Genomic DNA, 19,740 nt, shown 5'->3' with positions numbered 1-19,740 from the left:
GCGCTCAACTGTGCCCGTGCCCCGGGGTGCCGTGTCCGGCGTCCGGGGTCGGTGCGGTGGTGGATGCCGGCGCGGCGGGCGGCGGCGCGGTCTGGTCGCCGGCCAGGACGGTGAACTCGGCGGTGTGCACCGCGTCGCCGTGCCGGAAGTCCAGGTAGAGACGGTACGCCCCGGCCGAGGGCACCTCGGCGGCGAACGTGATCGCCGGACCGGCCGGTGTGCGCCCGTCGCCGGGCGTGCCCTCCGGGTGCACGTGCAGGTACGCCAGGTCGCCCTGCCGCAGCGCCACCAGGTGCCCGTACGCGCCGAGGTAGGGCGCAAGGTCGGTGACCGGCCGCCCGTCACGGCTGACGGAGAGCGTGAGCCGGCTGGTCCGGCCCGGCTCCGGTGTGCCGGTCAGGGTGACCGTGTAGCCGTCGACTGTGGTGCTGGTCGCCGGTGCCGGCAGCGGCCGGGCGGTCAGCTCCCCGGGGACCGTGACGTCCAGGCCGAGGGTGAGCGGCTCCCCGCCTTCGGGTGTGAAGTCGGCGAACGCCCGCCAGACGCCGGGGCCGCCCAGCGGCGAGGCGACCCGCCAGGTGCCGTCGCCGGTCATCTCCGGGTGGACGTGCCGGAACCCGGAGAGGTCCCGGCGGGCGACGATCAGGTGCATGCGCTTGTCGTGGGCCACCTCGAAGCGGGTGACCGGGGCGCCGTCCGGGCCGGTGATCCGGAAGGCGAACTGCCCGGCCGGGGCGGCGGCGGGCTGGAACGTGTAGCCGCGTTCGGAGACGAGCAGCCCGCCGGGCAGGTGCGCGGGGGCGCCGCCCGCGTGGCTCTCGTCACCGTGACCGGCGTCGCCGGCCCCGTGGTCGCTGTCGTCGTGGCGGGTCTCGGCGGCCGGCGTGACGGGATCGGCCAGGTTGCCGATCCCGTACGCCGCGCCGAACACCGCCACGAGGCCGAGCGCGAAGCCGCTGAGCTTCGTCGCCGTGTTCATGGTGTCTCCTCGGTTGTCGCGGGTCCGCCGGACCCGTCACGCACCGGCGAGGTCGTAGCCGGCCTCGTCGACCGCCGCGCGGACCGCGTCCGCGTCCAGCGGGTTCTGACTGGTGACGGTGACCCGGCCGCCGGCCAGGTCGACCTGGACGTCGGTGACGCCCGGAAGCGCGCTCAGCTCGGTGCTCACCGAGTTGACGCAGTGCCCGCAGGTCATGCCGTTCACCTGGTAGGTGGTCTCCATCTCGCCCTCCGATCTGATACCCCCTAGGGGTACGTTCGGAACGTTAGCATACCCCCGAGGGGTACGCTATCCTCGGTCTCATGACCGCGCCGTCCAGCCCGACCCGGGGCTACACCGCCAGCAAGGACCAACTCCTCGGCCGGCTCCGCCGGATCGAGGGCCAGGTCCGTGGCATCGAGAAGATGGTCGAGGACGACCGCTACTGCATCGACGTGCTGACGCAGATCTCGGCCATCCAGGCGGCGCTGGACAAGGTCGGGCTGGGCCTGCTCGACGGGCACGCCCGGCACTGCATGCACGAGGGCGCCGCCGAGGGCCGGGCCGACGAGATGGCGACCGAGATGATGGCCGCCGTCGGCCGCCTGATGAAGCGCGGCTGAGCGGAGACCTCCGGTCGCGGCGTCCGGGAGCGGCCGGCCGGGCCGCCTACCATGGCCGGGCGACGACCCGGACGTGGTCGACACGTCCGCGCCGGCCGGGTGACCAGACCGGTCCGGCGGACCAGGCGTCGCCGCGACCGTTGGGAGAGACGCCATGGGTGCCGACCACACCCGCCCCGCACCCGCCGCACCGCCGGGCGTACGACGGCTGCTCGTCGCCGTGGTGGTGCCGCTGTTCGCGCTCACCGTGATCGCGACGCTGGTGCTCTGGCCCCGGCAGGACCGGGAGCCGGTCGGCGGAGCGGACGTCCCCCGCTACCACGGCACAGTGACCCGTGTGGTCACCGAGCCCTGCCCGCCGACCCCGGAGGCGCCGGACGGCGGGGGTGGCCCCTGCGGCACTGTGACAGTCACCGCCGAGCAGGGCCCGGACGCGGGCCGGCAGGTCGAGACGCCGATCCCGGCCGGGCCCGGCGCACCCCGGGTCGCGGTCGGCGACGAGGTCGTCCTGGTCGAGCTGACCGACCCGGGCGACCCGGCGGTGAAGTCCTACAACATCGCCGAGCACCAGCGCGGTACGCCGCTGATCTGGCTGATGGTGCTGTTCGCCGCCGCGATCGTGGCGTTCGGCCGCTGGCGCGGGCTCGCCGCGCTCGGCGGCCTGGTGGCCAGCTTCGCCATCCTCCTCGGCTTCGTGCTGCCGGGCATCGGCGCCGGCCAGCCACCGTTGCTGGTGGCGATCGTGGGCGCCGCGTTGATCATGTTCGTGGTGCTCTACCTGACCCACGGGATCACCGCGCAGACGTCGGTGGCGGTGCTCGGCACGCTCGGCAGCCTGGTGGTCACCGGCGTGCTCGGCCTGCTCGCCACGTCCGCCACCCACCTGACCGGTTTCGGCAGCGAGGACGCCACCACGCTGTCCATGTTCCAGGGCGGCGTGGACCTGCACGGGCTGCTGCTGGCCGGCATCATCATCGGCTCGCTGGGCGTGCTGGACGACGTCACAGTCACCCAGGCGGCCACCGTCACCGAACTGGCGCACGCCAACCCCGGGCTGTCCCGGCGGCAGCTCTACCGGGCGGCGACCCGGGTCGGCCGGGCCCACATCGCATCCACAGTCAACACCATCGTGCTGGCGTACGCGGGCGCCTCGCTGCCGCTGCTGCTCCTCCTGGTCGCCGATTCCCGCCCGGTGAGCGAGATCCTCACCAGCGAGTTCCTCGCCCAGGAGATCGTCCGCAGCGCGGTGGCGACGCTCGGCCTGATCGCCGCCGTACCGCTGACGACCGGACTGGCCGCGATCGTGACCACCGCCGGGCGGCGCTCGGGCGGCGCGGAGCCTGCGCCACCCGCGGCCCGGCCGCCGGCCGGACGCCACGACGCGCTGGAGGCCCTGGGCGGCGGAAAGAGCACGGAGGCCGCATGGTGACACTCCGCAGCGTGACCATCGATTTCAAACGCGACGCTGGTCACGGTGCGCCACGGCGAAATCTCGCTATTGGTCGGCTTCCGGACGTAGATCCTCAGGAGTGCTGTCAGGTAACCTCGCTGCCGGTCACCGCCGAAGGCGCGCACCGGCGCCAGCGGTGCCGCCGCCCAATCGCCCGCGGGCGAGCCGGGGAACCAGGTACATGGGGTGAATCCGCGACAGCGGTAGGGGCCACTTCCGTCCCGAACCCGTCAGCTAACCCGGTCGGCGGCCGACGGAAGGGAACACTGTGACGGCACCCCTGCGCCGCTGGCTGACACCCGTGGTGGCCGTGCTGGCCTCGCTGGCCGTGCTGGCCGGGCCGACCCCGGCGACCGCGGCCCCCACCGCGGCGGCCCCCGGCACCCCCTCGGGACACGAGGAGGACGGCGAACCGCCGCTCATCACCGAGGCGATCGACGCCGCCAACCGGGCCTTCCTCCAGGCCAAGGCGAAGCTCGCCAAGTCGCAGGACCGCCAGCGGCGGCTGGCGGCCGAGGTGAGGACGGCACAGGCCGAGCTCGAAGCGCTCAGCCCGCAGGTCAACCAGCTCGCCGCCCAGTCCTACCGGACCGGCCGGATGGGCGCGATGGCGATGCTGCTGGAGAGCAACTCGCCCGACTCGTTCGTCCGCCGGGTCAACGCCCTGGACGAGCTGAACCTCCTCAACGCGCAGCGCCTGGCCGCCATCAACGCGGTCAAGACCCGCGCCGAGCAGGCCAAGATCGCGCTCGACGCCGAGGTGCGCGAGCAGGAGAAGCAGAAGAACGCGATGGAGCGCGAGAAGGTGCAGGCCGAGCGCGCGCTGAAGCTCGTCGGCGGTCTCGGCTTCACCGGCGGCCTGGTCTCCGCCACCTCACCGGTCGCCAAGATCGGCCCCGGCCGTACCGCCGACGGCGGGTGGAAGGCGGAGTCGTGCAGCGAGGACGACCCGACCACCTCGGGCTGCGTCACGCCGCGCACGTTGCACGCGTACAAGGAGGTCCGGCGCGCGGGCTTCAAGCGCTTCGTGGGCTGCTACCGGCCCGGCGGGCCGTGGGAGCACCCCAAGGGCAAGGCGTGTGACTGGTCGCTCCAGAACAGCGGCTTCGCGGCCTGGCACAACAACGACACCCGCAGGTACGGCAACGAGGTGGCCGCCTTCCTCATCCGCAACGCCGACCGGCTGGGCATCTACTACGTCATCTGGAACCGGCAGATCTGGTTCCCGGCCACCGGCTGGAGTTCGTACAGCGGACCCTCGAACCACACCGACCACGTCCACATGTCGATGCTCTGACCCGGGCACAGCGAGAAGGGGCCGCCCGAGGGCGGCCCTTCTTCGTCATCCGTGCGTGTCAGCCGGCCAGCGCCGGGTCGGCGGGCGCCGCCGGAGCGGGCAGCGGAGCCGGGGACTGCGCCACGGTCCGCACCTCGCCGCCGGCGAGCCGGTACGACATGCCCACCACCGTGCACCGCCCGGCCGCCACCCGCTCGGCCAGCACGGCGGACCGGGCCAGCAGCGTCTCGACGGTCTGCGCGATGTGGACGTCGACGATGCCGTCCAGGTCGTCCACGCCCTGGCGGGCGGCGCGCAGCAGGCTGGGCGAGACCGCGTCCACCACCGCGCCCAGGTGCCCGACCGGGGCGGCGCCGGTCCGGAACCCCTCCCGGGCGGCCTGGACCGCGCCGCACGAGTCGTGCCCGAGCACCACCACGAGCGGGGTGCCGAGCACGGTGACCGCGTACTCGACGCTGCCGAGCACCTCCGGCCCCGCGGTGTGCCCGGCCGTCCGCACCACGAAGAGGTCACCGAGACCGCGGTCGAAGATGATCTCGGCGGCGAGCCGCGAGTCGGAGCAGCCGACGATCACCGCGAAGGGATGCTGGCCGTCCGCGACCGCCGCCCGGTGCCCGGCGTCCTGGTTCGGATGCTGCGGGACGCCGGTGACGAACCGGTGGTTACCGGCACGCAGTTCGGTCAGTGCCTGCTCCGGGGTGCTCGGCGTCATGTCCCTCACCTCGTCTACCTGGGGAACCACCAGGCCGAACGGCCTCGCGACCCACGGTCACACGCACCTCAGGACACGTCAAGATTCGTGATACGCATTTCATACTTTCCCGTTGCCGCCCGCCCCGGCCCGCGCCGATTCGGGCCGGTGGCGGCGGTGGCCATAGCATGACCACCATGGCGACCACACCAGTTGAGGACGGGAGCCGCCGTAACTGGACCTTCCTCACCAACCACGGCCACGTGCTGCTGGCGATCGCACGCAACCCCACCGCCCGGCTGCGGGACGTGGCAGACGAGGTGGGCGTGACCGAACGGGCGGCCCAGGCCATCGTCGCCGACCTGGAGGCCGGGGGTTACCTGCGTCGTACGCGGGTGGGACGGCGCAACGAGTACACGATCAACCCGAAAGGCCGCTTCCGGCACCCGGCCGAGGCCGACCAGCAGGTCGGCGCCCTGCTGGCCCTGTTCGCCGCCGAGCCGGCCGGGGACGCCACCGCCGACAGGTGACCCGGGCCGGCACCACGTGTGCCCGCGCGGGCGGGCGCGGCGGGTAATCTCACCGCGTGCGCGACAGCTTGCGGCCGGCCGCGACCACGGGACGCGTCCGGGCCGGACACCGGATCAGGTCCGTCCTCTCCGGAGCGGCGGTGACCGCCCTGCTCGGCGGCGCGCTGGCGGTGCCCGCGCCCGCGCAGGCCGCCCCGAGGTGCGGCCCGGCCGGCGGCCCCGCGCCCACCGAGGTGCCGTGGGCGCTGAGCCGCCTCGACCCGGCCGCCGCGTGGCGGATCGGCAAGGGCGCGGGGATAACCGTCGCGGTGATCGACTCCGGGGTCTCGCCCGCTCATCCCCTGCTGCGCGGGCGGGTGCTGCCGGGTGAGGACTTCAACCAGCTCGTCCGCCTGAAGGGGCAGTGCGACCTGGTCGGCCACGGCACCATGGTCGCGGGCATCATCGCCGGCCGGGAGGGCACCGGCTCGCCGTACACCGGGATCGCGCCGGAGGCGAAGATCCTGCCGCTGCGGGTGCTGGCCGAGAACAAGGAGAACTTCGACCCGGACGTGCCGGCCGAGATCGGCAAGGCGATCCGCTGGGCGGTCGACCACGACGCCGACGTGATCAACCTGTCCCTGGTCACGCTCGACGACCCGGCGCTGAAGTCCGCGGTGCAGTACGCGCTCGGCAAGGACGTGGTAGTCGTCGCCTCCGCCGGCAACCGGCAGGAGAACCGGGAGGACCGGCCCGCCTATCCGGCTGCGTACGACGGTGTCGTCGCCGTCGCCGGGATCGACGATCAGGGCGGGCACGTCGGCAGCTCGGTCAGCGGGGACTACGTGGACATCGCCGGCCCCGGCCTGAACATCGTCGGGCCCGCACCGCAGGGATCGGGCTACCGGGCCGAGCCGCAGGGCGGGACGAGCTTCGCCACCGCGTACGTCTCCGGGGTGGCCGCGCTGGTGCGGGCCGCACACCCGGACATCAGCGCCGACGAGGTCGCCTACCGGCTGACCCGTACCGCCGACAACCCGCCCGACGGGCACAACGCCGACGTCGGCTTCGGGATGGTCAACCCGTACCGGGCGGTCACCAGCCTGCTGGGCACCCGGGAGGACCCGCCGCTGGGCGCGATGCCGCCACCGGCGCCGCCCGCCGACCCGCTGGCCTGGCAGCGCACCGTCGCGATCTGGGTCGCTGTCGTCGGCGCGCTGCTGACCGGCGTGCTGCTGACGTCGCGCCCAATCCTGGTACGCGGACGGCGGCGCGGGTGGCGTCCCGGCCGCCGCGACGTCCCGCAGGACGCCTGACGACACAAGACGGCTCCGTCCGGCACGAGCCGGAGCGGAGCCGCCGTGGACCGGTCGGGGGTCAGTTGCCCCAGACCTTGGAGTTGCTCATCTCCGTGGTCATGTAGTTCTCGCGCGCGATGCCCACGGCACCGCCGATCTCGTTCAGGACCTTGTTGATGTCCCGCACGGCGGCGTCCCACTGGGCCTGGTGCTGCTCGTAGGCGACCCGGTCCTGGCCCTCCCACTCGAGCTTGCTCAGCATCGCCCGCAGCGTGTCGAGCTTCTCGTCGATGATCCGCGAGATGGCCTGCATCTGCTGGTTGCTGCTCTCCAGAACAGCGTAATCAACCTTGATGCTCATCGATTCCTCCTCTGCCTGTCTTCGCGGATCACGGGTTGAGAGCAGCGTGGAACTTGTCCAGCATCTGCTGCTGCTCTTCGTCGTTGACCTGGTGCGTGGTGCCGGACTTGTCGAGCAGGTCCGCGATGTTGTCCATCGCGGTCAGCAGCTTCGTAGTGTCCTCGTTCCAGCGAGTCATCAGGCTCTGGAAGCCCGTGGACGCCTGGCCCTTCCAGGCCATCGCCAGGTCGTCGACCACGTTCCACAGCTTCTTGAGCTCGCCGTCGACGTCGCTGCGCGTGGACCGCACGTCACTCGCGGCGGTGTGCAGACTCGCTGCACTGACCTCGAACGCCATGCTTCACACCCTTCCGTCATCTTGTGGCGGCGGTTCCGCCGCGCCCTCCCCCGCGGCAAGGCGTACACACCCCACCGACGGACACTTCATGCGAACCGTAGCGGACGATGTCCAACCCGCGCAGCCCTGCCGTCCCATAGTCGTATTCCGACATCCCACTGTCGACAGACGCGATCCGCGGGCATCAGTACGAGGTGGACGGTCGAAGTCGAGGTCACGGCCGCTCACGTGCGGATCTGACGATCGTCGACACGCCGAAGACCAGCACCGCGACCAGCAGCACCACCACGGCCCACAGCATCGGCTTCTCGAACGCGCGCTGGAACGACAGCACCAGCAGCGCCGCGCAGGTGCTCAGCGACACCACCTCGGCGGCCCGCCGCAGCCGCGCCGAGCGGGTCAGCGCGGCGAACAGCATCAGGACCACGAAGACCGGGATGGTCAGCAGGACGTACAGCAACAACGAGAAGAGCAGGGTTTCCATGCGTCGCTCCCGTCACCCGTAGAACTTGGCGTCCCGCACCCAGTCGATCTTGATGTCCTTGATGTCCGGGTCCGAGCCGGTCGGCGCCCAGCCGGGGCGGGAGTCCGCGGTGAAGGTGAACCGGTCGTCGGCGTGGAAGGCGGCCAGCAGCGCGTGCAGCAGCGCGCTGATCTCACCGAAGACCAGGACCAGGACGGCGGCGGTGGCGGTCAGACCGACGATGCCGATGGCCTGCGCCAGCGCGGTCGTGGCGGGGAAGAACTGGAGCGCGATCGAGGCGATCACCGCGACCAGGATCGGCATGAGCGCCTGGGCCAGGCCGGAGATCGCGTCGTTGTACGCGTCCCGGGCCGCGGTGAGCGTGTCCCGGTTGGCGGCGAACGCCTCGGCCAGTGAGTTGATCTCCGCCCCGAGCTTGCGGAGGAACAGGTCGAACGCGTCCCGGTCGTCGAAGTCCCACTCCGCCGCGTCCGGCGGAACCGCCGCCATGGCCGCGCCGAACTGGTCCGCGCCGAGCAGGCGGGCCGCCTCGTCCCACTTCTTGATCGACTCGTTGACCTGCTGGTTGTCGAACGACTCCAGGTAGAGGATCGCGCCGATCAACGCCGCCGAGGCGACGATCCAGACCAGGTTGCCCTTGGCGACGGCCGCCGCCGACCGGACCGGAGCCGTGGTCTCGGCGACCGTCACGGTGCCGGTCACCGTCCCCGAGGCGTTGGCGATGAGGATCTCCGGCGGCATCAGGCGTCCTTCCCGTGGCGGGCCCGGCCGGTCACTTGACCACCCAGGGCTGATCCGACCTCTCCCAGTTCTTCGCGCTCTGTTCGAGCTGCGCGGCGGCCTTGCGCAGATGCTCCACGCCGGTGCGGACGTTGTCCAGGTGCCCGTCCACAGCCGCGTTGTGCCGCTCCACCGCGCCGGTGCCGAACCAGCTCAGCGCGCCGCTGGGCAGCTTCACCTCGCCCAGCAACGTCTCGACGTTGCGGAGGTATTGGATCGGGCCGTCCGGGGCGTCGAGCATCCGGCCCGCCTTCCGGATCGCGTCGACGTCGACCGTGTTCGGCATCGTCGGCCTTCCTCTCGCTCAGCGCCGCAGGTTGCGGGTCGGGTCGGACACGTCCACCCCGAACTGACGGAACCAGTCCTCCGGGGTCAGCGTGCCGTCCTGCGCACGGCGGACCATCTCCGAGTCGCCGAGCATCTCGCTCAGCATCTCGCGCTGCCGCTCCTCGAAGGCCGCGTAGGCCGCGTCGATCGCCGCCTGCATCGCCTCGGACAGGGAGAAGCTGTCCAGCCGCATCGCCCGCGCGTTCAGCTCGATGTCGCCGACCTTCATGCCGCCGTCCACAGTCACCCGCACCAGCCCGTCCGGGCTCTCCCCGGTCACCCGCAGCTCGGCGCGCTGCCGCTGGAGATCGGCCAGCCGGCGCTGCTGTTCCTGCGCCTGCCGCAGCAGGCCCTCCATGGCCGCACCGAAACCCGACGGGCTGCTCACCTGTGCGCCCCTCTCACTCGCGACGATCGATCGGGCCGACGCTACCGGACCGGGCCGCCCGGCGTCCGTCCCGTCAGGCCGGTTCCGTCCACGCGGTCTGGATCAGCTGCTGGCCGTCGCGGCGGCGGACGAGCGTGCCCCGGCCCGGCGGCTGCGGGGTCGGCCGCAGGTTGCCGAAGACCGCGCCCTCCTCCCGGCTGCCGGACATCAGCAGGCCGGGCGAGTCCAGCTCGCGCAGCCGTTGCAGCACCGGCTCGTACAGCGCACGGGCCACACCGCCGACCCGGCGCGTGATGATCAGGTGCAGGCCGATGTCCCGCGCCTGCGGCAGCAGTTCGTGCAGCGCGCTCAGCGGGTTGCTGCCGCCGGAGGCGACCAGGTCGTAGTCGTCCACCAGGACGTACAGGTCCGGCCCCTTCCACCAGCTCCGGTCGCGCAGCTGTGCGGTGGTCACGTCCGGGCCGGGCAGCCGGTTCTGCAACGCGCTGCGGATCGAGCCGAGCCCCTGGCTGAACACCTGGTTCGACGGCGCGTAGTCGAGCAGGTGGTCACCCTCGACCGCGCCCAGCAGACCACGCCGGTAGTCGGCGATGACCAGCCGTGCCTGGGCCGGGGTGTACCGCTCGGCGATCCCCCGGGCGATCAGCCGCAGCAGGTTCGTCTTGCCGCACTCGGCGTCGCCGAACACGGTCAGGTGCGGCTCGCTCGCCAGGTCCAGGTAGACCGGGGCGAGCGCCGACTCGTTGACGCCGATCGGGATGCCCGGAGCGGACCGGTCGACCACCTTCGCCAGCTCGGTGACGGCCAGCCTGCGCGGCAGCAGCCGGACCTTCGGCGCCGGCTGCCCCGGCCAGTTCGCCGCGACGTGACCGGCGAGCGCCACCGACGCCTCGGTCAGGTCCTCGATGTCGCGCTTGCCGTCGATCCGCGAGATCGCGGTCAGGAAGTGCAGCTTGTCCCGGGTCAGGCCACGGCCGGGCGCGCCCACCGGCACGTTCTGTGCGGCCCGCCTGTCGATCTCCGACTCGGACGGGTCACCGAGCCGCAGCTCCAGCTTGGTGCCGAGCAGATCCCGCATGTTGATCCGGATCTCCGCCCAGCGCACCGCCGTGATCACCACGTGGACGCCGAAGCCGAGGCCCCGGTTCGCCAGGTTGGTGATCGTCTGCTCCAACTCCTCGTACTCCTGGCGCAGCGTGTTCCAGCCGTCCACCACGAGGAAGACGTCACCGAACGGGTCGTCGGCGAACTCACCGGCCGCCCGGCGGCGCCGGTAGCTCGCCACCGAGTCGATGCCGTGCTGGGTGAACCGGTTCTCCCGCTCGTCGATCACGGCGACCACCTCGGCCACCGTCCGCCGGACCGCCTCGACGTCCCGCCGGCCCGCGACACCCGAGGTGTGCGGCAGCCCGTCCAGGCTGCGCAACGCGCCACCACCGAAGTCGAGGCAGAAGAACTGCACCTCGCGCGGCGTGTGGGTGAGCGCCAGCGAGGCCAGCATCGAGCGCAGCATGGTGCTCTTGCCGCTCAGCGACGCGCCGACGATCACCACGTTGCCGCCGGCCCCGGCCAGGTCGACCATCATCGGGTCGCGGCGCTGCTCGTACGGGCGGTCCACGATGCCGACCGGCACGGCGAGCCGGCCGCGGCCCGGCCAGTCGGCGGTGGTCAGGCCGTACGTCGGGTGCACGCTCAGCTTCGGCAGCAGCTCGGACAGCCCGGACGGCTCGGCCAGCGGCGGCAGCCACACCTGGTGCGCCGGCGTGCCGCTGCCCTTGAGCTGGTCGATCAGCACGTCGAGCATCGCCACGGCCTTGCCGTCGCCGCTCTGCTCCGGCTCCGGGGCGGCCTCCGCCGGGCTCGGCGCCGCCGGCACCGGCACGTAGTCGACGCCGTACGGGACGATCCGGCGTTGCACCTGCGCCCGGGTGGAGCGCTGCACCTGCCCCGGCGCCCGGTACGGGCCGGACACGTACGCGGCGCGGAACCGCAGCATGGTCGCGGTGTCGGTCTTCAGGTAGCCGTGACCGGGCGCGCTGGGCAGCTCGTACGCGTCCGGCACGCCGAGCACGATCCGGCTCTCCACAGCCGAGAACGTGCGCAGACCGATCCGGTACGACAGGTGCGTGTCCAGGCCGCGCAGCTTGCCCTCCTCCAGCCGCTGCGAGGCGAGCAGCAGGTGCACGCCGAGCGACCGGCCGAGGCGGCCGATCATCACGAACAGGTCGATGAAGTCCGGCTTGGCGGCGAGCAGCTCGGAGAACTCGTCACAGATGATCAGCAGGCTGGGCATCGGCTCCAGCGGCTCACCGGCGGCCCGCGCCTTCTCGTAGTCGTACCGCGAGACGTAGTTGCCCGCCGCCCGCAGCACCTCCTGCCGGCGGTTCATCTCGCCGGCCAGCGCGTCCCGCATGCGGTCGACCAGCGGCAGCTCGTCGGAGAGGTTGGTGATCACCGCGCTCGTGTGCGGCAACGCGTCCAGCGACGCGAAGGTGGCGCCGCCCTTGAAGTCGACGAGGACGAAGTTCAGTTCCTCCGACGAGTGCGTCACCGCGAGCGCCGCGACCACCGTCCGCAGCAGCTCGCTCTTGCCGGACCCGGTCGCGCCGATGACCAGGCCGTGCGGGCCCATGCCCTCGTGCGCGGACTCCTTGAAGTCCAGCTCCACCACGTTGCCGTCCGGCCCCAGGCCGAGCGGGATGCGCAGCCGGTCGCGGTGGCTGCGCGGACGCCAGGTCTGCCGGGTGTCCACCGTGGCCGCGTCGCCGACGCCGAGCAGGTCGGGCAGCTCCATGCTGCGGGCCAGCGGCTCCTCGGTGCTCGCGCCCTGCTGCTGGGAGAGCCGGAACGGGGCGATCTGCCGGGCCAGCCCCTCGGCCGCGCTCAGGGAGAGCCGGTCCGGGCGGCCGAGCCGCGACGTGGCGGTGCCGCGGACCAGGTCGAGGCCGGTGCCGTCCCCGGCGTCCAGGCAGAGCAGCCAGCGCCCGGCATCACGCGGGACCGCGCCGGACAGGTCGAACACGGTCGTGCCGAGCAGGCCCGGCCCGGTCAGCGCGCAGGTCGCCGAGACCTCGCCGCCGTCGAGCACCACCACCACGTGCGGCGCGGTGGTCAGCGGCTTCGCCTCCGGCGAGAACCGGGGCCGCCCGCCCAGGTCCTGGGCCAGCGCGGTCTCCGCCTCGTCCAGCGCGGCGAACACCATCCGGCGCGCGCCGGCCGCGTCCGTACGCCCCGGGTGCTGGGCGTGCGGCAGCCACTTCACCCAGTCCCAGGCCGCCTGCCGGTCCGGCGCTGCGACCACGACCACCAGGAGGTCCTCCGGGGCGTGGAACGTGACGAGCTGGCCCAGCGCGGCCCGGGTCAGGTCGAGCACCGGCTCCCGGTCGCCGCGCAACGCGATCCGGCTGAACGCGCGCAGCGACAGCGCGGTCGGCAGGTCCGGCACGCTGGAGTGGGCCCGGACGAACCGGCGCAGCGCGATCGCGCTCATCGGTTCCAGGTCCTCCACCGGCTTGGTCTCCGGCGGCACGATCTCCACCGCCAGCCGCTGCGGGCCGAGCGCGATCCGCACCTCGCCGAAGTCGTCCTCGGTGATCCGCCGCTCCCAGAGCCGGCGCGAGGCGGCGATCGACCAGAGCGCGTCCGGCTCCGGGTGCCGCCAGGTCATCGCGGCGCGCTGCTGCTCGGCAGCCCGCCGGGTGCGCTTGCGCATCTGCGCGAGGTAGCGCATGTAGTCGCGCCGCTGGGCGTTCAGCTCGGCTTTGTCGTTGCCGCCGTTGCCGAGCGTGCCGATCGCCATGCCCAACATGGACACACCGAACAGGCCACCGGCGACGTACGTCATCATGCCGCCGCCCCGGCCGGCGTAGAGGAACGCCATCGCGCCGACGCCGCAGAGCATCGGCAGGATCATCAGCACCTGGCCCATGCCCTTGGCCTGCGGCTCCGGCAGCTCGGGCGGGGACTCCAGCAGCACCTCGCCGCGCGGCAGCGCGGGCCCCGGTTGACGCGGAAGTCGGCGGAACACCACCGTACTCACGGCTCTCCCCTCCCCAGAAGCGGCCCTGATCGTGGTCTGCCACCGCCGGTGAGCGTCGGGTGGGCAACCTGTGCGACAGCCATCGTAGGTAATCTCCCGGTGGCGTCGTGGACCCGTGGGTGCGACGCCGACGGCCCAGCGGATCGTATGCGAGCACGAGGAGGCCACTGTGGCGACGAAGACGGCGACCGGTGGGCTGAGCCGGATCACCATCGTGGCGCCGCGTACCAGGATGGATCTGGCGCTGCCGTCCGACGTGCCGCTCGCCGACCTGCTGCCCACGCTGCTGCGGTACGCGGGCGAGGACCTGGCCGACGAGGGCGTGCGGCACGGCGGCTGGGCCCTGTCCCGGCTCGGCGGTCAGCCGTTCGACGGCGGCCGGACCGCCGCGCAGCTCGGCGTCCGCGACGGCGAGGTGCTCTACTTCAACCCGCGTGCCGCGACCGCCCCCGAGATCGTCTTCGACGACGTGGTGGACGCGGTCGCCACCTCCACCACCCAGCGGGCGGGCGCCTGGCAGGTCGGCACCACACGGGTGTTCGCGGTCCTGCTGGCCGCCTCGGCGCTCGCCGCGGGCGCGGTGGCGACGCTGCTCACCGGCCCGCCGCAGCTACCCGGCGCGGCGGCCGCGTTCGTGGTCGCGGTGGCGCTGCTGGTCGGCGCCGCGGTGCTGTCCCGCGCCGCCGGCGACAGCCGCACCGGCGCGGTGCTGGCCCTGGTCGGGATCGGGTACGCGGGCGTCGGCGGCCTGCTGGTGCTCGCCGGGGGCCGGACGCTCGGCGAGCTGGCCAGTCCGCACGTCCTGCTCGCCGGCACCGCTGTGGTGGTCTTCGGCGCGATCGCCGCGCTCGCCGTCGGCGACCGTCTGCCGCTGTTCCTCGGCGCGGTGGGCGTGGGCGCGGCGGTCGGCCTCGGCGCGGTGCTCAGCCTGGCCTTCGACATCGGCGCGGCGGCCTCGGCGGCGGTGGTGGCGACAGTCGCGTTCGGCGCGCTGCCCGCCCTGCCGATGCTCGCCTACCGCCTGGCCCGGCTGCCGGTGCCGTCCATCCCCACCGGCCCGGACGACCTCAAGACCGACACCGAGGCGGTGGACGGGCCGTCGGTGCTGCGCAACAGCGAGCGCGCCGACGCGTTCCTCACCGGTCTGCTCTGGACCGTCTCGCTGCTGGTGCTCGGCGGCGAGGTGGTGCTGGCCGGGAACGGCCGGCTCCCGGCGGTCCTGCTCTGCCTGGTGCTGGCGCTGCTGTCGCTGCTGCGGGCACGCCCGTTCCTCAGCCGTGCCCAGCGCACGCCGGTGCTGCTGTCCGGCACCGTCGGCCTGGGACTGGTCGCCGCCGCCACGTTCGCCGCCGGCTCGCTGGCGGTACGCCTCGGGCTGATCCTGGGCGGCCTGGCCGTGCTGGCCGTGATCAGCCTGGTCTACGGCCTGACCGTGGCCGGCAAGCGGATCTCCCCGGTCTGGGGCCGGATCCTGGACATCGTCGAGATCCTGCTCATCATCGCGCTGGTGCCGCTGGCCGTCTGGGTGTGCGGCGCGTACGGCTGGATCGTCAACCTTCGACCGTGACGGTCCCCATCGCGGTGCCGACCGGCGCGGTGGCGTAGACGCCGGGGCCGTGCTGGCCGTCCAGCGGGCGGGCCGGCACGCCGGCACGCCGGGCCATCTCCCGGACCGCCTTCACCAGCGCCTCGGCGTGCCCGTCCATGGCCGCCACCCGCAGCAGCGGCGGCACCCGCCGGCCGCCCGGGAGCACCACGGCGGCGACCGTGTGCGAGGGCGCGGAGGTGGCGGTGACCGCGTCGACCAGCGCGCCGAGCGAGCCGTTGGGGCGTACCCGCAGGGCCAGGCAGCGCTGCGTCCAGCCGCCCCCGCGCAGGCTGGTCCACGTCTCCACCGGGGACTCCGGCGCCAGGTCGAGCCCGGCGCCGGACACCACGGCCGCGTGCAGCTCGTTGCGGTCGAGCACCCGGTGACCGAGGCCGGCGGCGTTGAGCGCCTTGCCGAGCCGGCCCACCCCGGCCGCCACCGTGCGGTGCACGCCGCGCAGGCCGCCGCCCCGGCTCACCGCCTCGGCCCGCGCGTCGGACACCGACAGGCGCAGCGCCACCCACACGGTCCGGTACGCGGACGGCGGCGCGCCGGGCGCCGGGTACCAGACCAGGGTGTGCGAGACGACCTGGGTCTGCGTGACCGGGCCGGAGAAGTCGGCGAGCACAGCGAGCGCGCGGTCCACCGCCGCCGCCTCGATCGAGCCGGCGGGCGCGCCGGGACGGCCGGTCAGCGCCAGCGCGGCGAACCAGCCCCGGTCGTCCTGCCCGATGCCGAGCCGGGTGCCGCGCTCGGTCAGCTCCACCACCGTCAGCTCCGGGGCGAGCGCGGCCAGCCTCGGGTCACCACCGGGTGCCGCGCCCCGGGCCCGGTCGCGGCGCCGGCGCAGGCGGCGGCGGAGCATCAGGTCCTCGTACCACCAGCGGCCGTCCCGGCGCGCGAACGCCGCGGCCACCGCCAGCAGCGCCAGGACGGCGACCACCGCGAGCAGCCACGCCGGGCCGCCGGTGGCGAACCAGACCGCGAGCGCCGCGCACTCCACCACCACGAGCTGCCCGACCACGACCGGGCCGAGGCGTCCCCGGCGGCGTTTGTCGGCCGGGGTGACCGGCCGGTCCGGCGGTACGGCGGAAGTGGTGGCGGTACGACCGGGTGGCGCCTGGAGCTGCGTCATCGGTGTGCGTCCCTTCTGGACATCCTGGGCATCCGCCGGGCGGGTGCGTCGTTCGGTCGGCGGACGGGGTCCGGCGCACCCCCGACGGACCCTTATCGTAGGGAAGCCCGCGACGCTGTTCGGACCTGTCGCCGCGGACCCACCCCCGCCGGAGGTTAGTCATGCGGACCCGCCGCGATCAGGTGCAGGCGTACCGCTTCGTCACCCGCCGCATCGTCTCGGCGCTGCTCTCCGGTGATCCGGAGACCAACGACCTGCCGATGCGCCGCCTCGGCATGGCGGTGTTCGGCAGCGTCATCGCGGCCGCAGTGGTGCTCGGCGGCGTGGGCGCGTACGGGCAGCTCACCAGCAACTCCGCGCCGCTGGAGCCGAACACGCTGGTGATCGAGCGGGAGACCGGCGCGACGTACTACTTCGGCGAGGACAAGGTGCTGCGCCCGACGCTCAACTACGCCTCGGCGCGGCTGATCGTCAACGACGCCGCGGCGCAGCCGCGCACCATGTCCCAGGCGTCGATCAAGGACCGTCCGCGCGGGCGGCTGGTCGGCATCGTGGGCGCCCCGGACGACCTGCCGGATCGCAAGTCGCTGGTCGGGCTCCCCTGGTCGGTGTGCGACGTGCCGGACCCGAACGACCCGCAGCGCTCCACCACCCACCTGGTGATCGACCGCGCGCTGCCCGGCGGCACGGCGCTCACCGACCGGGCCGTGGTGGTGCGGACCAGCGACGCGCGTTACCTGCTCACCGGTGGTTCCCGGCTGCGGGTGGCCGGCGACGAACAGGCGCTGGTGGCGTTGAAGATGGCCGGCGCGACGAACCTGACCGTCGGGCAGCAACTGCTGAACGCGGTGCCGGTCGGGCCGGTGCTGCGCAAGCCGGCCATCGCCGGGGACGGCGGCGCGAGCGGGCTCACGGTGGCCGACCGGCCGGCCCGGATCGGCCAGGTCTACCAGGCCGCCGGCCAGTACTACGTGCTCACCCGGCAGGGCCTGGCCACAGTCCGCGAGGTCACCGCGCTGCTGCTGCTCGGCGGTGGCGGCGATGTGACGCAGATCACTCCTGATGAGGCGGGACGACTCCTCACCGACCAGCGCCTGGACGCGGACGGCCTGCCGGCCCGGCTGCCGACGCTGCACGAGGTCCGTGCGGGACGGACGGTGCTCTGCGCCACCTACCGGCCGGGGCCGGCTGGTCAGCCGCCGACCACCACGCTGGAGGTCTTCGACTCCCCGCCGGCCGAGCTGACCTCGGCGACCGCGATGCCCGCGCGGCAGGGCGCCCGCGACGCGGTACGCACCGCCGAGAGCGTGCTGCTGCCCGGCGGCAAGGGCGTGCTGGCGCAGGCCACTGCCGGGGAGAGCGGCAAGGCCGCGGCCGGTTCGACCGTCTACCTGATCACCACGCAGGGCATCCGCTATCCGCTCGGCACCGCCGGGGGCGACGCGAAGAGCGCGCTCGGGTACGGCGACGTGACGCCGCTCGCCGTACCCGCCTCGCTGCTGGCGCTGGTGCCGACCGGCCCGACGCTGTCCCGCGAGGACGCGATGACCTACTTCGATGCGTCGACACCTTCGGGGGCCGCCGCGACACCCTCGGCCGGTGGCGCGGCGGCGCAGGTCCAGGGCGGTTGACGGGCCCTGCGGCGATCCGAAGTGGAGGATCCCGGTCACGGGTCGCCCGGGTTGGCCCGCTTCGACTAATCTGAGTACGGCGAACGGTTATCGACGATGACTACGGGGATGCAGCCATGACGGGGCGCACGACGGTAGACGTACTGTCCTTGGAGGACTTTCACAAGCGGCTCGAGCGGCGCCTGCACGAGGCGGAGTCGGTGTTGCGCAAGCTCAACACCCAGATGCAGTGCCGCCCGCCGGCCCTCGGCACGTTCACCGACGCGACCGACAACGCACGCCGCTACTCCGAGACCCACCAGAGCTACGTCAACCACGTCGACCGGCTGCGCCGGGCGATCCTGGCCGCCCGCGAGGCGACCCACAAGATCATGACGAACTACAAGACCGCCGAGGCCCGCAACGCCGCCGCCGCGGCCGACATCGCCGCCGCCCTCTCCGGGCTGAACGAGGCGATGAAGCAGCCGAAGGAGGACCCGCGTGTCTGAGTACACCCGGCGCTACGAGCACGTCAGCCACGAGGAGCTCTACCAGGGCGTCGACGCCGGCGACCCGAAGCAGATCGAGGCGCTGAGCGCCCAGTGGACCTCCCTCAAGGGCACGCTCGACGACCTCGGCCGCGACCTGACCGCCGACCTGGAGGCGCTGGCGAAGACCTGGACCGGCGACGCCGCGCGGGAGTTCCACCGCCGGCTGGACATGGTCGTGCGCTACTCCGGCAACCTGTCCGAGGGCATGACGGGCATCCGGCAGGGCCTGGACATGATGTCCAGTGAGCTGCGGGCCGCGCAGTCCAAGGCGGAGAGCCCGGAGAAGACCGACGACAACGACAAGCTGCTCTCCGGCGCCGGCAAGGGTTTCCTGATCGGCGGCGCACCCGGCGCGTTGATCGGCGGGATCGTCGGCCACCAGCAGGACAAGGCCGAGCAGGAGAAGGCGCACCAGCGGATGGTGCAGGTCGTGGCCAAGCTCGCCGAGGGCTACGACTTCTCGGCGTACGGCCGGATCGTCGTACCGGACCCGCCGGAGACCGAGATGCCCGGCCACACCGGCAACGGCGACCCGACGCTGCGGAACGGGCCGTCGGTGAAGACGCCGTCGTCCGGCCCGAGCCTGGGCAGCTTCGGCCCGGGCGCGAACGCCACCGCCACCACGTCGGGCGTGCACCACACGGCCCCGACCGGCGGCACGCCGGGCGAGGGCACACCGGGTGCGGGCACTCCGGGCAGCCAGCCGGGCGCGGGCGCTCCGGGTTCGGTGCCGACCGGCGGCACCGTCGACCCGACCGGCACCTCGCTGGCCGGCGCCGCTCCGCTGACCAGCACCGCGAGCGGTCCGGCGATCGGCGGCGGCCCGGGCTTCGGTCCCGGCGGCGGCGGACCGACGACGATGAGCGCCGGCGGATCGGGTGGCGGGCTCTACGGCGCCCCCGGTGTGCTGAGCACCGGCTCGCTCGCGGGCACCGGCGCCAACTCGGCGTCCTCGGCCCGCTTCGGCGGCATGTCCGGCGCGGAGAACCGCTCGGCGGCCGGCACGGGCCGGCTCACCTCCGGCCGTGGCCTCGTGGTCGACGCCGGGAGCAAGTCCGCCGAGCGCGCCGGCGGCGCCACCGGGCGGCCCGCGATGGCCGGCCGCAGCGGCGTGCTGGGTGGGCGCGGCGGCCACGGCGACGACGAGTCCGACGGCCGGCTGACCTGGCTCACCGAGGACGAGATGGTCTGGGGCGACGGAGACGCCGCGCCGCCGCCGGTGCTCGGCGGCAACTGACCCGGCATCCACGTGACGGCGCGGCACCCCGGCAGTCGCGCCGCGCCGTCGCACGT

The 19,740-nt window shown here is 73.4% G+C and carries 20 protein-coding genes and 1 riboswitch; of the genes, 9 read left to right on the top strand and 11 right to left on the bottom strand.

The window, feature by feature from the left end:
• Positions 1–4: 4 nt before the first annotated feature.
• A complete protein-coding gene (locus O7622_RS07065; protein ID WP_282312464.1) occupies positions 5–979 on the bottom strand; it encodes a hypothetical protein in 975 nt (324 codons plus the stop codon).
• Between the two features lie 36 nt (positions 980–1,015).
• Entirely contained in the window at positions 1,016–1,222 is a 207-nt protein-coding gene (locus tag O7622_RS07060) for a heavy-metal-associated domain-containing protein (RefSeq protein WP_282312463.1), read from the bottom strand.
• An 80-nt stretch (positions 1,223–1,302) separates the two neighbouring features.
• Between O7622_RS07060 and O7622_RS07055 the strand changes: the two genes are divergently transcribed.
• From O7622_RS07055 to O7622_RS07045, 3 genes are all read left to right on the top strand, one after another.
• Positions 1,303–1,602 (top strand): metal-sensitive transcriptional regulator, encoded by a 300-nt coding sequence (locus tag O7622_RS07055; protein WP_282312461.1) that lies wholly within the window; start codon positions 1,303–1,305, stop codon positions 1,600–1,602.
• Positions 1,603–1,756: 154 nt separating this feature from the next.
• Complete coding sequence (locus O7622_RS07050) at positions 1,757–3,031, top strand: YibE/F family protein (RefSeq protein ID WP_282312460.1); 1,275 nt, start codon at positions 1,757–1,759, stop codon at positions 3,029–3,031.
• A 154-nt stretch (positions 3,032–3,185) separates the two neighbouring features.
• A riboswitch (cyclic di-AMP (ydaO/yuaA leader) is annotated at positions 3,186–3,317 on the top strand.
• A gap of 3 nt (positions 3,318–3,320) precedes the next feature.
• Positions 3,321–4,349, top strand: a complete 1,029-nt coding sequence (locus tag O7622_RS07045; RefSeq protein ID WP_282312458.1) for a hypothetical protein — start codon at positions 3,321–3,323, stop codon at positions 4,347–4,349.
• A gap of 58 nt (positions 4,350–4,407) precedes the next feature.
• On the opposite strand, the gene O7622_RS07040 is transcribed toward O7622_RS07045, so the two are convergent.
• On the bottom strand, positions 4,408–5,061 hold the full coding sequence (locus tag O7622_RS07040) for a carbonic anhydrase (protein ID WP_282312457.1): 654 nt from the start codon (positions 5,059–5,061) through the stop codon (positions 4,408–4,410).
• A 167-nt stretch (positions 5,062–5,228) separates the two neighbouring features.
• Between O7622_RS07040 and O7622_RS07035 the strand changes: the two genes are divergently transcribed.
• Both O7622_RS07035 and mycP read left to right on the top strand, forming a co-directional pair.
• Positions 5,229–5,570, top strand: coding sequence for a helix-turn-helix domain-containing protein (locus O7622_RS07035; RefSeq protein ID WP_120571957.1), 342 nt, complete (start codon positions 5,229–5,231; stop codon positions 5,568–5,570).
• Positions 5,571–5,626: 56 nt separating this feature from the next.
• Complete coding sequence (mycP, locus tag O7622_RS07030) at positions 5,627–6,865, top strand: type VII secretion-associated serine protease mycosin (protein WP_282312455.1); 1,239 nt, start codon at positions 5,627–5,629, stop codon at positions 6,863–6,865.
• A 61-nt stretch (positions 6,866–6,926) separates the two neighbouring features.
• Here the strand turns inward: mycP and O7622_RS07025 are convergent, their stop codons facing one another.
• The 7 genes from O7622_RS07025 to eccCa form a co-directional block, all read right to left on the bottom strand.
• The gene (locus O7622_RS07025; RefSeq protein WP_282312453.1) at positions 6,927–7,208 is read right to left on the bottom strand and encodes a WXG100 family type VII secretion target; all 282 of its coding nucleotides are present in this window, start codon (positions 7,206–7,208) and stop codon (positions 6,927–6,929) included.
• Between the two features lie 28 nt (positions 7,209–7,236).
• Positions 7,237–7,545, bottom strand: a complete 309-nt coding sequence (locus O7622_RS07020; RefSeq protein WP_282312452.1) for a WXG100 family type VII secretion target — start codon at positions 7,543–7,545, stop codon at positions 7,237–7,239.
• Positions 7,546–7,759: 214 nt separating this feature from the next.
• Positions 7,760–8,029, bottom strand: coding sequence for a hypothetical protein (locus O7622_RS07015; protein WP_282312450.1), 270 nt, complete (start codon positions 8,027–8,029; stop codon positions 7,760–7,762).
• Between the two features lie 12 nt (positions 8,030–8,041).
• Positions 8,042–8,770, bottom strand: a complete 729-nt coding sequence (locus O7622_RS07010; protein ID WP_282312448.1) for a hypothetical protein — start codon at positions 8,768–8,770, stop codon at positions 8,042–8,044.
• 31 nt (positions 8,771–8,801) lie between these two features.
• Complete coding sequence (locus O7622_RS07005; protein WP_013283769.1) at positions 8,802–9,095, bottom strand: hypothetical protein; 294 nt, start codon at positions 9,093–9,095, stop codon at positions 8,802–8,804.
• 18 nt (positions 9,096–9,113) lie between these two features.
• Positions 9,114–9,524 (bottom strand): YbaB/EbfC family nucleoid-associated protein, encoded by a 411-nt coding sequence (locus O7622_RS07000; protein WP_013283768.1) that lies wholly within the window; start codon positions 9,522–9,524, stop codon positions 9,114–9,116.
• A gap of 73 nt (positions 9,525–9,597) precedes the next feature.
• A complete protein-coding gene (eccCa, locus tag O7622_RS06995) occupies positions 9,598–13,563 on the bottom strand; it encodes a type VII secretion protein EccCa (protein WP_282312446.1) in 3,966 nt (1,321 codons plus the stop codon).
• 169 nt (positions 13,564–13,732) lie between these two features.
• On the opposite strand from eccCa, the gene eccD reads away from it, so the two are divergent.
• Positions 13,733–15,130: a type VII secretion integral membrane protein EccD gene (gene eccD, locus O7622_RS06990; RefSeq protein WP_282312444.1), complete on the top strand. Its 1,398-nt coding sequence runs from the start codon at positions 13,733–13,735 to the stop codon at positions 15,128–15,130.
• On the opposite strand, the gene O7622_RS06985 is transcribed toward eccD, so the two are convergent.
• Positions 15,114–16,286 carry a type VII secretion protein EccE gene (locus O7622_RS06985; RefSeq protein WP_282312443.1) on the bottom strand — a complete coding sequence of 391 codons (1,173 nt, stop codon included), beginning with the start codon at positions 16,284–16,286 and terminating at the stop codon, positions 15,114–15,116. The genes eccD and O7622_RS06985 overlap by 17 nt on opposite strands.
• 161 nt (positions 16,287–16,447) lie before the next feature.
• Here O7622_RS06985 and eccB point away from each other — a divergent pair, with 161 nt between their 5' ends.
• The 3 genes from eccB to O7622_RS06970 all read left to right on the top strand — a co-directional run bounded on the left by eccB (position 16,448) and on the right by O7622_RS06970 (position 19,684).
• Positions 16,448–17,917: a type VII secretion protein EccB gene (eccB, locus tag O7622_RS06980; protein ID WP_282312442.1), complete on the top strand. Its 1,470-nt coding sequence runs from the start codon at positions 16,448–16,450 to the stop codon at positions 17,915–17,917.
• A 149-nt stretch (positions 17,918–18,066) separates the two neighbouring features.
• Positions 18,067–18,405 carry a hypothetical protein gene (locus O7622_RS06975; RefSeq protein WP_282312441.1) on the top strand — a complete coding sequence of 113 codons (339 nt, stop codon included), beginning with the start codon at positions 18,067–18,069 and terminating at the stop codon, positions 18,403–18,405.
• Complete coding sequence (locus tag O7622_RS06970; RefSeq protein ID WP_282312440.1) at positions 18,398–19,684, top strand: WXG100 family type VII secretion target; 1,287 nt, start codon at positions 18,398–18,400, stop codon at positions 19,682–19,684. Before O7622_RS06975 ends, O7622_RS06970 begins: the two co-directional genes overlap by 8 nt.
• Positions 19,685–19,740 lie beyond the last annotated feature (56 nt).

This window comes from Micromonospora sp. WMMD1076 (assembly GCF_029581475.1).
Lineage (GTDB): Bacteria > Actinomycetota > Actinomycetes > Mycobacteriales > Micromonosporaceae > Micromonospora > Micromonospora aurantiaca.
This window is presented reverse-complemented; position numbering and strand designations above follow the sequence as displayed.

What these genes read in the sequence shown, in the direction of transcription:
- O7622_RS07065 (WP_282312464.1), bottom strand. Translation starts at nt 979, where the DNA reads ATGAACACGGCGACGAAGCTCAGCGGCTTCGCGCTCGGCCTCGTGGCG.
- O7622_RS07060 (WP_282312463.1), bottom strand. Translation starts at nt 1,222, where the DNA reads ATGGAGACCACCTACCAGGTGAACGGCATGACCTGCGGGCACTGCGTC.
- O7622_RS07055 (WP_282312461.1), top strand. Translation starts at nt 1,303, where the DNA reads ATGACCGCGCCGTCCAGCCCGACCCGGGGCTACACCGCCAGCAAGGAC.
- O7622_RS07050 (WP_282312460.1), top strand. Translation starts at nt 1,757, where the DNA reads ATGGGTGCCGACCACACCCGCCCCGCACCCGCCGCACCGCCGGGCGTA.
- O7622_RS07040 (WP_282312457.1), bottom strand. Translation starts at nt 5,061, where the DNA reads ATGACGCCGAGCACCCCGGAGCAGGCACTGACCGAACTGCGTGCCGGT.
- O7622_RS07035 (WP_120571957.1), top strand. Translation starts at nt 5,229, where the DNA reads ATGACCACCATGGCGACCACACCAGTTGAGGACGGGAGCCGCCGTAAC.
- O7622_RS07025 (WP_282312453.1), bottom strand. Translation starts at nt 7,208, where the DNA reads ATGAGCATCAAGGTTGATTACGCTGTTCTGGAGAGCAGCAACCAGCAG.
- O7622_RS07020 (WP_282312452.1), bottom strand. Translation starts at nt 7,545, where the DNA reads ATGGCGTTCGAGGTCAGTGCAGCGAGTCTGCACACCGCCGCGAGTGAC.
- O7622_RS07015 (WP_282312450.1), bottom strand. Translation starts at nt 8,029, where the DNA reads ATGGAAACCCTGCTCTTCTCGTTGTTGCTGTACGTCCTGCTGACCATC.
- O7622_RS07010 (WP_282312448.1), bottom strand. Translation starts at nt 8,770, where the DNA reads ATGCCGCCGGAGATCCTCATCGCCAACGCCTCGGGGACGGTGACCGGC.
- O7622_RS07005 (WP_013283769.1), bottom strand. Translation starts at nt 9,095, where the DNA reads ATGCCGAACACGGTCGACGTCGACGCGATCCGGAAGGCGGGCCGGATG.
- O7622_RS06985 (WP_282312443.1), bottom strand. Translation starts at nt 16,286, where the DNA reads ATGACGCAGCTCCAGGCGCCACCCGGTCGTACCGCCACCACTTCCGCC.
- eccB (WP_282312442.1), top strand. Translation starts at nt 16,448, where the DNA reads ATGCGGACCCGCCGCGATCAGGTGCAGGCGTACCGCTTCGTCACCCGC.